The sequence below is a fragment of the Inquilinus sp. CAU 1745 genome (assembly GCF_039839375.1).
In the GTDB taxonomy this organism is placed as follows: domain Bacteria; phylum Pseudomonadota; class Alphaproteobacteria; order DSM-16000; family Inquilinaceae; genus JBDOQU01.
This window is the reverse complement of the sequence record NZ_JBDOQU010000001.1, coordinates 216,291-228,133: the sequence shown is the minus strand read 5'-3', so window position 1 is coordinate 228,133 and position 11,843 is coordinate 216,291. Positions and strand designations below refer to the sequence as shown.

Below are 11,843 nucleotides of genomic sequence, written 5' to 3'. Positions count from 1 at the left end.
TTGTGAGGTTTTGGTAAACGGGAACGGGTATATGGGTCACCCAGTCGGCAGGCGGATATCGCTGGCGTTCGCGTCGCTGATCGGCTTGCTGTGGCTGGCAGTCGCGCCGGCGGCAATGGCGCAGCAGGTGCCGTTCGGCGAATGGCTCCGGGGAGTGCGGGCGGAAGCCGCGGCGCAGGGCGTCTCCGACCAAATCCTGGACACCGCCTTCTCAGGGCTGGAGCCCAACCCCAGGGTCATCGAGCTGGACCGCGCTCAGCCGGAAGGGTCGATCACCTTCGCCCAGTATATGGACCGCGTCATTTCCGAGGTCCGGGTGACGGAGGGGCGGCGGCTGGTGCGGCAGCATGAGGCGCTGCTGCGCGAGGTCGCGGCGCAATACGGGGTGCAGCCGCGCTTCATCGTCGCGCTGTGGGGGCTGGAGACGAATTTCGGCGGCAATACGGGAGGTTTCTCCGTCATCCGATCGCTGGCGACGCTGGCCTATGACGGTCGGCGCGCGGACTATTTCCGGGAGGAGCTGCTGAACGCGCTGATGATCCTGGAGCAGGGGCACATCGCCCCCGGCGCCATGCAGGGATCATGGGCCGGCGCGATGGGGCAGAGCCAGTTCATGCCGTCGAGCTTCCTCGGCTATGCGGAGGATTATGACGGCGACGGCCGCCGGGACATCTGGACCACGACCGCCGACGTCTTCGCCTCCGCCGCCAACTATCTGGCCGAGGCTGGCTGGGACGACAGCCTGACCTGGGGGCGGCAGGTCGACCTTCCGGCGGGCATCGATCCCGCGCTGGTCGGGCTGGAACGGTCGCTGCCGCTTTCCCGATGGGCGGACCAGGGGGTGAGGCGGGCCGGCGGCGGCGCGCTGCCGGCGGCGGCGCTGGAGGCTTCGCTGATCCGTCCCGACGGGGCGGGCGGCCCGGCCTTTCTTGTCTATGAGAATTTCAACGTGCTGATGCGGTGGAACCGGTCGACCTATTTCGCCACCAGCATCGGCATCCTTTCCGATCTCATCGGAAGCTGCCAGGACGGGCCTCGGGGGTATTCATGCGTCTATTGACCGATTATCGCGATACGGCGTGGCCGATCCTGGCGATGCTGTCTCTGCTGGTGCTGGCCGCCTGCGGCGGCAACCAGGCGGGTTCCGGCATCGCCGATGGCGGCGCGACGGCCGATCCGAGCCAGGGCCGCTACAAGGTGGGCAACCCGTATGAGATCAACGGCGTCATGTACTACCCGGAGGAAGATTATTCCTATGACGAGACGGGGATCGCCTCATGGTATGGCCCCGGCTTTCATAATCGGCTGACGGCCAATGGCGAGATATTCGACCAGGACACGCTGACGGCGGCCCACCCGACGCTGCAGATGCCCTCCCTTGTGCGGGTGACGAACCTGGAGAACGGCCGGTCGGTCGTGCTGCGCGTCAACGATCGCGGGCCGTTCGTGAACGGGCGGCTGATCGACGTGTCCCGGCGGGGGGCGGAGCTTCTGGGCTTTCGCAGCCAGGGGACGGCGCGGGTGCGGGTGCAGATACTGCCGGAGGAAAGCCGCCAGGTGGCGGCGCTGGCGCGGCAGGGCAGGGGCGGGACGCCGCCTCCCGTTCCGGAGCAATCGGCGGGGCCGATCGTGGTGGCCGCCCCGGCCGGTTCGGTGACATCGGAACCGCTGGCGTCCTCGGGACCCATACCGACGGAACCGGCGCCGGCGGCGGAGCCGGCCTCTGCGCCAAGCGATCCCGGCCCGCCGACCGTGATCGCGCCGACGGTGGAACTTCCCGACGGCGACATCGCGCCCCAGCCGGTCGTCATCCAGGAGCCGGTGACGCCCAGCAGCATCTTCGTCCAGGCCGGCGCCTTCTCCGTCTATCAGAACGCCACGCAGCTTCGCGACCGGCTGTCCTCCATCACCACGACGCAGATCACCACGGCGATGGTCGACGGAACGGAATTCTACCGCGTCCGGCTGGGGCCGCTCTCTTCCGTGGACGACGCCGACCGCGTGCTGGCGAGCGTCATCAATGCCGGCGAGACGGGCGCGCGGATCATCGTGGATTGATGGGGTGATTGAGGGTTTTCAAAGTCGGCGCGCCCCATTTCCGTCATCGAATTCGTTCAGTTTGGTTCCGACGACCCGTAACCGTTTCTTTTCTGTTTTCCGGGATGACTTCACGTCATGAAACCGCACGTCTCGACCCTTAAAGCCCTCGTCCTCCTGATCGCGCTGGCGCTCCTGCCCTTGCCCCGGCAGGCCATGGCGCAGCAACCGGCGATCGACACGCTGGCCGAGGAGGCGATCATCGTCGACATGACCACCGGCACGGTCCTGCTGGAGAAGAACGCCGACCAGCGCATGCCGACCTCCTCGATGAGCAAGATCATGACGATCTACATGCTGTTCGAGGCGCTGGACGATGGGCGCATCTCGCTGGACGACACGCTGCCCGTCAGCGAGAAGGCCTGGCGGATGGGCGGGTCGAAGATGTTCGTGGAGGTCGGGACCCAGGTCCGGGTGGAGGATCTGATCCGCGGCATCGTCGTCCAGTCCGGCAACGACGCGTCGGTCGTGGTGGCAGAGGGGCTGGCGGGCAGCGAGGAGGAGTTCGCCCGCCGGATGACGGAAAAGGCCCATGAGTTGGGACTCCTAAACTCCAACTTCGTCAACGCCACCGGCTGGCCGCATCCGGACCATTATTCCACGGCGCGGGACCTGGCGCTGCTGGCGCAGCACCTGATCACCGATTTCCCGGACTACTATCATTATTTCGCGGAGCTGGAGTTCACCTACAACGACATCCGGCAGGGCAACCGCAATCCGCTGCTCTATCGCGATCTGGGCGCGGACGGGTTGAAGACCGGCCATACGGAGGCCGCGGGATATGGCCTCACCGCCTCGGCCGTCCGCGACGGGCGGCGGCTGATCCTGGTGGTGAACGGCCTGCCCACCATGTCGGACAGGGTGGAGGAATCCGCCCGGCTGATGGATTGGGCCTTCCGGGAGTTCGACACGTTCGAGCTGTTCGCGGCCGATGAGACGATCGAAACCGCGCAAACCTGGATGGGCACGCCGGCGACGGTGCCGATGGTGTCGGCGCATGACGTGGCGGTCACGCTCCGCCACGCCAGCCGCGAGGAACTTCGCGTCACGGCGCGGGTCGAGGAGCCGATCGCCGCGCCGATCCAGGAAGGACAGCCGATCGGCACGCTGGAGATCGCCGTCGGCGAGGAGACCGTGCGGGAGATCCCGCTTCTGGCCGGCGAGCCTGTCGAGCGGCAGGGCTTCTTCGGCCGTGTCTGGACCGGCGCCAAATCGATCGTGCTGGGGCAGTTCGCCGGCGAGGATTCGGGGGAAGCCGAAGCCGATTCCGAAGCCGCCATCGCGCAGTAGCCACGGATATGCCGGAGGAGAGGGGCGCCTTCATCACGCTGGAAGGCGGAGAGGGCGCCGGAAAGAGCACCCAGATCGGCCTCCTGGCCGACAGGCTGACCGCCGTCGGACGGAAGATCGTCAGGACGCGGGAGCCGGGCGGCGCGCCGGGGGCGGAGGAAATCCGCCGGCTGCTGGTCGAAGGGTCGCCCGCCCGCTGGGATTCGATGACGGAAACGCTGCTGCATCTGGCGGCGCGGCGGGACCATCTCCGGGCAATCGTCCGGCCGGCGCTGGAGGAGGGAAGCTGGGTCGTCTGCGACCGCTTCTCCGACAGCACGGTCGCCTATCAGGGCTTCGGCCATGGCGTCCCCCGCGTGACGATCGAGGAATTGCACAGGCTGGCGGTCGAGGGCTTCAAGCCGGACCTGACGCTGATCCTGGACCTTCCGGTGGAGGAGGGGCTGCGCCGGGCCGGCGGACGCACAGGGGACGAGACCCGCTATGAGCGCATGGACCGCGCCTTCCATGAAAGGCTGCGGGAGGGCTTCCTGACCATCGCGCGGGAAGAGCCGGAACGGTGCGTCGTGATCGATTCCACCGCCCCGCGGGAGGAGGTCGCGGCCAGGATCTGGGATTCCGTGCGGGAGCGCCTGTCGCCATGACGGAAATTCCGACGCCGCCGCCCCGAGCCAATCCCGACCTTATCGGCCATGCCGAGGCGGAACGGACGATGCTGGAGGCGCTGCTCTCCGGCCGGCTGCCCCATGCCTGGCTGATCGGCGGACCGGCGGGCATCGGCAAGGCGACGCTGGCCTTCCGATTCGCGCGCTTCCTGCTGTCGCGACAGGATGGCGATGGCGGCGGCGGCCTGTTCGGGGACCAGCCGACGGACCTTTACCTCGATCCCGGCCACCCGACCTTCCAGCGCGTTCGCGCCGGCGGCCATCTGGACCTGCTGACGGTGGAGCGGCCCTGGCACAAGAGCGAGATGGAGAAAGACGAGGCAGACCGTCGCCGCCGCGTGGGCGATTTGCCGGTCGACGAGGTGCGGAAGATCGCGCCCTTCCTTCAACTCACCTCGGCCGAGGGCGGCTGGCGCGTCGTGGTGATCGACGAAGCGGAGCGGATGAACCGCAGCGCCGCCAACGCCATCCTGAAGCTGCTGGAGGAACCGCCGGCACGGGCGCTGATCCTGCTGGTCAGCAACAATCCGGGCGGTCTCCTGCCGACGATCCGGTCGCGATGCCGGCGGCTGACCCTGTCGCCGCTGGCCGATGGCGAGGTGGACGGGTATCTGGCAGGGCGATTCCCCGACATGGGAGCGGAGGATCGCCGTACGCTGACCGCGCTCGCCGGCGGCAGTTTGGGCAACGCGCTGGCCCTGGCGGAGGAAGGCGGGCTCGATCTCTATCGGCGGCTTTCTGGCCTTCTGGCCGACCTGCCGAAGCTGGACCCGCGGGAGATCCAGAAGCTGGGCGACCAGGTGGCGTCGCCGGCGGCGGAGCGCAGCTATCGGACGCTGACGGACCTTATCCAATGGTGGCTGTCGCGGCTGGTCCGCCAACTTGCGACCGGGGAGCCGGCGGCGGGGGCGACGGATGGCGACCGCGACCTGATGCTGCGGCTGGCCCGGGCCGAGCGTGGCCTTGATCGCTGGCTGGAGGTATGGGAAAAGACCCGTCACCTTGTCGCCAAGGCCGACAGCGCCAACCTCGATCGCAAGCAGGTCGTCCTCCAGATTTTCCTGTCGTTCGAGGCGGCGGCGCGGGCGTGAAGCCGACGGCCTCCCGCGAAGATATCCGTTAAAGCCAGGAGAGACCGCGATGGCGGCGCCGTCCAACGCCTCGAAGAAGGCATTCTACGTCACCACGCCGATCTATTACGTGAACGCGGCGCCCCATATCGGGCACGCCTATACGACGATGGCATGCGACGTGATCGCCCGCTTCAAACGGCTGGACGGCTATGACGTCCGCTTCCTGACCGGCACGGACGAGCACGGGCAGAAGGTGCAGAAATCCGCCCAGGCGGCCGGCACCGACCCGCAGAGCTTCACCGACGAGGTCAGCCAGACCTTCCGCACCTTGGCCGACGCAATCAACGCGTCGAACGACGATTTCATCCGCACCACGGAACCCCGCCATATCGAGGCCTCTCAAGCGATCTGGAAGGCGATCGAGAAGAACGGCGACATCTATCTGGGATCCTATAGCGGCTGGTATTCCGTCCGCGACGAGGCGTTCTACGATCAGAGCGAACTGACCGCGACCGAGGACGGCCGGAAGATCGCACCGTCGGGCGCTGAGGTCGAATGGGTGGAGGAATCCAGCTATTTCTTCCGCCTGTCGGCCTGGGGCGACCGGCTGCTGAAATTCTATGACGAGAATCCGGATTTCATCCAGCCGGACTCCCGCCGCAACGAGGTGCTGAGCTTCGTCCGCCAGGGGCTCCATGATCTGTCGATCAGCCGCACGACCTTCGATTGGGGCGTGCCGGTGCCGGGCGACGAGAAGCATGTGATGTATGTCTGGCTGGACGCGCTGACCAACTACATCACCGCGCTGGGCTATCCCGACACCTCCGCCGACCTCTACAAGCGGTTCTGGCCGGCCGACATCCATGTCGTCGGCAAGGACATATTGCGCTTCCACGCGGTCTATTGGCCGGCCTTCCTGATGTCGGCGGGCCTTGAGCCGCCCCGGCGGGTGTTCGCCCACGGCCATCTGCTGAACCGGGGCGAGAAGATGTCCAAATCGCTGGGCAACGTCATCTCCCCGCACGACCTCAAGGCGCTCTACGGGCTGGACGCGATCCGCTATTTCTTCCTGCGGGAGGTGCCTTTCGGCAGCGACGGCTATTTCAGCCATGAGGCGATCGTCGGCCGGATCAATGGCGACCTGGCGAACGATTTCGGCAACCTGTGCCAGCGTGTCCTGTCGATGATCGCCAAGAATTGCGGCGGCGAGGTTCCCGCCAAGGGGCCGCTCACCTCCGAGGACGAGAAGCTGCGCGCGGCGGCGGACGGGTTGCTGCCCGTCGTCCGCCGCCACATGGATGCGCTGGCCTTCCATCGGGCGCTGGAGGCGATCTGGGCCGTGATCGGCGACGCCAACCGCTATGTCGACGAGCAGGCGCCCTGGGCGCTGCGCAAGACCGATCCGGAACGCATGGCGACCGTCCTCTACGTGCTGGCGGACACGGTGCGCAAGTTGGCGATCCTGGCCCAGCCGGTGATGCCGGAGGCGATGGCGAAGATGCTGGATCAGCTCTCCGTTTCGGAAGACCGGCGGAGCTTCGCCGACCTTGACCACCCGCTGGTTTCCGGAACGGCTCTGCCGGCGCCCCAGGGCGTCTTTCCGCGCTTCGTGGAATCGGAGAACGAGGCCGCTTCCTGATGCTGGTCGACAGCCATTGCCATCTGGATTTCCCGGATTTCGAATCCGATCTGGACGATATCGTCGCCCGGGCGGAGGCGGCGGGCGTGACGCGCATGGTCACGATCTGCACCGCCCTGTCGCGGCTGGAGAAGTCGCTGGCGATCGCGGAACGCTATGACAGCGTCTTCTGCGCCGCCGGCATCCATCCGCATGAGGCGGGGAAGGAGGGCGACGTTCCGGTCGAAACGCTGGTGGCGCTGAACGATCACCGGAAGCTGGTCGGCATCGGGGAGACCGGGCTGGACTATCACTATGATTACGGCCCGCGCCCGGCGCAGCAGGAGAGCTTCCGCCGGCATATCCGAGCGGCGTGGGAGACCGGGCTGCCGGTCATCGTCCATACGCGGTCGGCCGATGAGGACACGATCCGCATCCTGGCGGAGGAGGGGGCCGGGCAGGGCGGCGAGAAGCCTCTGACCGGCGTCATCCATTGCTTCAGCACGGGGCGTGAACTGGCTGAAAAGGCGCTGGAATTCGGGTTCTATATCTCGCTGTCCGGCATCCTGACCTTCAACCGGTCGGAGGATATCAGGGAGATCGTGCGCGACGTGCCGATGGACCGGCTGCTGGTGGAGACCGACGCGCCCTATCTGGCGCCGGTGCCCAGGCGGGGCAAGCGCAACGAGCCGGCATATGTCGCCCATACCGCCGAGCGGCTGGCGGAGGTGAAGGGCGTCAGCTTTGAGGAAATCAGGACAGCAACGACGGAAAACTTCCTGAATCTGTTCAAGAAAGTGCCGGCGTCCGCATGATCCGGGTGACCGTCCTTGGCTGCGGCGGATCGGCCGGCGTGCCGCTGGTCGGCGGTAATTGGGGCGATTGTGATCCCGCCAATCCACGGAACCGCCGGCGGCGGCCGTCGATCCTCCTGGAATCGGAAACGACCAGCGTCCTGGTCGACACAGGCCCGGATCTCAGATGCCAGCTTCTGGACGCGTCGGTGCGGAAGCTGGACGCGATCATCTACACCCACGACCATGCCGACCATACCCACGGGCTGGACGACCTCCGGCCGTTGCTGTTCGGCGGCGGCGGCCCGATCCCGGCCTATGGCGACAGGGCAACGTTGGGCGCGCTGGAGGCGCGGTTCGGCTACGCCTTCACCACGGTGACGATGGATCGCGGGCTCTACCGGCCATATCTGGAGCCGCGACCGGTCGAGGGGCCGATCACGGTCGGCGATCTGGAAATCACGCCGTTCACGCAGGATCATGGCTACGGGCCGAGTCTTGGGCTTCGCTGCGGCAGTTTTGCCTATTCGACCGACGTGGTGCGTCTCGACGAGACGGCCTTCGCCGTGCTGGACGGCGTCGATGTCTGGATCGTCGACGCTGTGCGCGAGAAGCCGCACGCCTCGCACGCCCATATTGACCTGACGCTGTCCTGGATCGAGCGCGTGCGGCCGAGGGAAGCCTATCTGACGCACATGAACCACACGCTGGACTATGACCAGCTTTCCCGCCGACTGCCGCGGGGCGTGACGCCGGCCCATGACGGGCTGGTGATCGAGATTCCGGACTAAGAGCTTAATTTATTTTCCATAATATACATTATCCGACAATCGGACATAGAGGCAGACGATGCAGAATGACCGCCCTGCCGCATCGCCGGACGGCATAACCCGGCTTCTGGAGATCATGGCGAAGCTGCGCGATCCCGAGAGCGGCTGTCCGTGGGATCTTGAGCAGAGCTTCGAGACGATCGCACCCCATACGATCGAGGAAGCCTACGAGGTCGCCGACGCGATCGGGCGGCGGGATATGGCGGAGTTGAAGGACGAACTGGGCGACCTGCTGTTCCAGGTCGTCTTCTACGCCCAGATGGCCAGAGAGGATGGTGCATTCGATTTCGATGCGATCGCGCAAGGCGTCAGCGACAAGATGGTCCGGCGACACCCTCATGTGTTCGGTGAGATGAACGTCGAAACCTCCAGCCAGATGAACCGCTTATGGGAAGATCAGAAGGCGGAGGAACGGCGGCGGAAGGCCGTTGGACAGCAGGCCAGCGCGCTGGACGGAATCATCCTCGCCCTGCCCGCCCTGACGCGCGCGCTGAAGCTCCAGAAGCGGGCGGCGCGCGTCGGCTTCGACTGGTCCGAGGCGCCGCCGATTCTGGACAAGATCGACGAGGAGATCGCGGAGCTTCGCGCGGTGCTGGAGGAAGAGGATGCGTCCCGCCAGGCCGACCGGCGGGAGGATGAGTTGGGCGACCTCCTGTTCGCGGTGACGAACCTGGCGCGGCATCTCGATGTCGATCCCGAAGGCGCGTTGAGGCGGGCCAACGCAAAATTCGAAAGGCGTTTCAGGAGGATAGAGGCGCTTCTTTCAGAGGAAGGCCAGGAACCCTCCGACGTATCGCTGGACCACATGGAGGCTCTCTGGCGGCAGGCGAAGGCCGAAGAGCGCAAATAGACTTCGGCTCAGGCCGCCTCCTTCCCCGTCCAGAGAAGGCGGATCTTCTCCCAGCTATCGGCGTCGGGAGCGGTGATCAGGACCCCTTCCCTCACCCGCGCGCCATAATCGCCGCCGTCGATCATGCCGCTGAACCCGCCGGCTTCCCGGTGGAGCAGCACGCCCGCCGCATGGTCCCAGGGCTTCAGCTTCGTGGCGATGCCGATATGCGCCTTGCCGTCGGCGAGCTGGAGATATTCGACGCCGGCGCAGCCTTCATTGTAGATGGCCGAGAGCCGCGCCCGCAGCCGGTCGACGGAACCGCGCAGGGACTTGGCGAACTGCCAGACGGTGGCGATCGCCGTCATCTCCTCCAGCGGCGCCGATTCCGCCACCCGGAGACGGCGGCCGCCGATGAAGGCGCCCTCCCCCTTCTCCGCCACGCCGGTGACACCGCGGACAGGATCGTGGATCCAGCCGGCGACGGTTTCGCCGCCGCGGACCAGCGCGACGATGCAGGCGAACCGGTCGATGCCGCGGGCATAGTTCCGAGTGCCGTCCAGCGGGTCGACGACCCATACCGGCCTGTCGCCCGACAGATTGTTCATGACCCCGGAATCCGCCGATGCCGCTTCCTCGCCGACCACGGCCGAGCCAGGAAGCAGATCGCTCAGCGCCGCCGTCAGCCGCCGCTCGCAGGCATGGTCGACGACCGTCACAAGGTCGGTCGGTCCGGTTTTCTGGCTGATATCGTCGGGACCCAGCCGGCGGAATCGGGGGAGCATCTCCTCGGTCGCCACCTGCTCCATGATCGCGGTGACCTTGTCGATATCGGGGAGTTCCATCAGTTTCCGCCATGTGATTGCCGATCCACCGAAGTATCGGAACCGGCGCGGCATAAGGCCAACGAAAAAGGGGCGCCCGAAGACGCCCCTTTCCGTTGGATCGAGCGATCCGGACTTCGTTAGAAGCCCATGCCGCCCATTCCACCCATGCCGCCCATGTCCGGCATCGGAGGCGCGGCCTCCTTCTTCTCCGGCTTTTCGGCGATCATGGCTTCGGTGGTGATGAGCAGCCCGGCGACGGAGGCGGCGTTCTGCAGGCAGGCGCGGACGACCTTGGTCGGGTCGATGACGCCTTCCTTGACCAGATCGCCATACTCGCCGGTCTGGGCGTTGTAGCCGAAGTTGGTGTCGGCCTGCTCGAGCAGCTTGCCGACCACGATCGAGGCGTCGACGCCGGCGTTGCTGGCGATCTGCCGGGCCGGGGTCTGCAGCGCCCGGCGGATGATCTCCACCCCGACCTTCTGGTCGGGATTGGCCGGATCGACCTTGGTCAGCGCCTTGATGGCGTAGAGCAGGGCCGAGCCGCCGCCGGCGACGATGCCTTCCTCGACCGCCGCCCGGGTGGCGTGCATGGCGTCGTCGACCATGTCCTTCTTTTCCTTGACCTCGACCTCGGTCGCGCCGCCGACCCGGATCACCGCCACGCCGCCGGCCAGCTTGGCCAGACGCTCCTGCAGCTTCTCCCGGTCATAGTCCGAGGAAGTCTCCTCGATCTGCGCCTTGATCTGGCCGATCCGCCCCTCGATGTCGGCCTTGGCCCCGGCGCCGTCGACGATCGTCGTCTCTTCCTTGGTGATCTGCACCTTCTTGGCCGTGCCCAGCATGTCGAGCGTCACCGTCTCCAGCTTGATCCCGAGATCCTCGGAGATCACCTGGCCGCCGGTCAGGATCGCCATGTCCTCGAGCATCGCCTTGCGCCGGTCGCCGAAGCCCGGCGCCTTGACCGCCGCCACCTTCAGACCGCCGCGCAGCTTGTTGACCACCAGGGTCGCCAGCGCCTCGCCCTCGACATCCTCGGCCACGATCAGGAGCGGCCGCGACGACTGCACCACCGCTTCGAGCACCGGCAGCATCGCCTGCAGGTTCGACAGCTTCTTCTCATGGTAGAGGATGTACGGGTTCTCCAGCTCCGCGACCATCTTCTCCGCATTGGTCACGAAATAGGGCGAGAGGTAGCCGCGGTCGAACTGCATGCCCTCGACGACCTCGAGCTCGGTCTCCAGGCTCTTGGCCTCCTCGACCGTGATCACGCCCTCATTGCCGACCTTCTCCATCGCCTGGGCGATCATGTCGCCGATGGTCTTGTCGCCATTGGCCGAGATCGTGCCGACCTGGGCGATCTCGTTGTTGGTCTCGACCTTCCGGCTGCGGCTCTTGAGGTCGGCCACCACCGCCTCGACCGCCAGGTCGATGCCGCGCTTCAGGTCCATCGGGTTCATGCCCGCGGCCACCGACTTCACGCCCTCGCGGACGATCGCCTGGGCCAGCACCGTCGCCGTGGTCGTGCCGTCGCCGGCCAGGTCGTTGGTCTTCGAGGCGACCTCGCGGACCATCTGCGCGCCCATGTTCTCGAACTTGTCGGAAAGCTCGATCTCCTTGGCCACCGAGACGCCGTCCTTGGTGATCCGCGGCGCGCCGAACGACTTGTCCAGCACCACCGTCCGGCCCTTCGGACCCAGCGTCACCTTCACCGCATCCGCCAGAATGTCCACGCCGCGCAGCATCCGCGACCGCGCTTCAGACGAAAACTTAACTTCCTTGGCTGCCATGTTCACTTCCTAACTTGAACTGATTGAAATCGT

Annotated in this window: 11 protein-coding genes; 9 read left to right on the top strand and 2 right to left on the bottom strand. The window is 66.4% G+C overall.

Annotated features, from left to right (window positions below):
• Nucleotides 1-31 precede the first annotated feature (31 nt).
• The 9 genes from AAFN89_RS01090 to mazG all read left to right on the top strand — a co-directional run bounded on the left by AAFN89_RS01090 (nt 32) and on the right by mazG (nt 9,217).
• Nucleotides 32-1,060: a lytic murein transglycosylase gene (locus AAFN89_RS01090; RefSeq protein ID WP_347535016.1), complete on the top strand. Its 1,029-nt coding sequence runs from the start codon at nt 32-34 to the stop codon at nt 1,058-1,060.
• Nucleotides 1,048-2,058 carry a septal ring lytic transglycosylase RlpA family protein gene (locus AAFN89_RS01085; RefSeq protein ID WP_347535014.1) on the top strand — a complete coding sequence of 337 codons (1,011 nt, stop codon included), beginning with the start codon at nt 1,048-1,050 and terminating at the stop codon, nt 2,056-2,058. The genes AAFN89_RS01090 and AAFN89_RS01085 overlap by 13 nt, the downstream gene beginning before the upstream one ends.
• Before the next feature lie 117 nt (nt 2,059-2,175).
• The gene (locus AAFN89_RS01080; protein ID WP_347535012.1) at nt 2,176-3,387 is read left to right on the top strand and encodes a D-alanyl-D-alanine carboxypeptidase family protein; all 1,212 of its coding nucleotides are present in this window, start codon (nt 2,176-2,178) and stop codon (nt 3,385-3,387) included.
• Nucleotides 3,388-3,395: 8 nt separating this feature from the next.
• Nucleotides 3,396-4,031 (top strand): dTMP kinase, encoded by a 636-nt coding sequence (tmk, locus tag AAFN89_RS01075; RefSeq protein WP_347535010.1) that lies wholly within the window; start codon nt 3,396-3,398, stop codon nt 4,029-4,031.
• Entirely contained in the window at nt 4,028-5,143 is a 1,116-nt protein-coding gene (locus AAFN89_RS01070; protein ID WP_347535008.1) for a DNA polymerase III subunit delta', read from the top strand. Before tmk ends, AAFN89_RS01070 begins: the two co-directional genes overlap by 4 nt.
• 49 nt (nt 5,144-5,192) lie before the next feature.
• Nucleotides 5,193-6,764 (top strand): methionine--tRNA ligase, encoded by a 1,572-nt coding sequence (metG, locus tag AAFN89_RS01065; RefSeq protein ID WP_347535006.1) that lies wholly within the window; start codon nt 5,193-5,195, stop codon nt 6,762-6,764.
• Nucleotides 6,764-7,558 carry a TatD family hydrolase gene (locus AAFN89_RS01060; RefSeq protein WP_347535005.1) on the top strand — a complete coding sequence of 265 codons (795 nt, stop codon included), beginning with the start codon at nt 6,764-6,766 and terminating at the stop codon, nt 7,556-7,558. The genes metG and AAFN89_RS01060 overlap by 1 nt, the downstream gene beginning before the upstream one ends.
• Nucleotides 7,555-8,328 (top strand): MBL fold metallo-hydrolase, encoded by a 774-nt coding sequence (locus AAFN89_RS01055; RefSeq protein ID WP_347535003.1) that lies wholly within the window; start codon nt 7,555-7,557, stop codon nt 8,326-8,328. Before AAFN89_RS01060 ends, AAFN89_RS01055 begins: the two co-directional genes overlap by 4 nt.
• Nucleotides 8,329-8,386: 58 nt before the next feature.
• Nucleotides 8,387-9,217 carry a nucleoside triphosphate pyrophosphohydrolase gene (gene mazG, locus AAFN89_RS01050; RefSeq protein WP_347535001.1) on the top strand — a complete coding sequence of 277 codons (831 nt, stop codon included), beginning with the start codon at nt 8,387-8,389 and terminating at the stop codon, nt 9,215-9,217.
• An 8-nt stretch (nt 9,218-9,225) separates the two neighbouring features.
• On the opposite strand, the gene AAFN89_RS01045 is transcribed toward mazG, so the two are convergent.
• Together AAFN89_RS01045 and groL are read right to left on the bottom strand one after the other, a co-directional pair.
• Entirely contained in the window at nt 9,226-10,041 is an 816-nt protein-coding gene (locus AAFN89_RS01045) for an inositol monophosphatase (protein ID WP_347534999.1), read from the bottom strand.
• Nucleotides 10,042-10,160: 119 nt separating this feature from the next.
• Nucleotides 10,161-11,810 carry a chaperonin GroEL gene (groL, locus tag AAFN89_RS01040; RefSeq protein ID WP_347534997.1) on the bottom strand — a complete coding sequence of 550 codons (1,650 nt, stop codon included), beginning with the start codon at nt 11,808-11,810 and terminating at the stop codon, nt 10,161-10,163.
• Nucleotides 11,811-11,843: the final 33 nt, after the last annotated feature.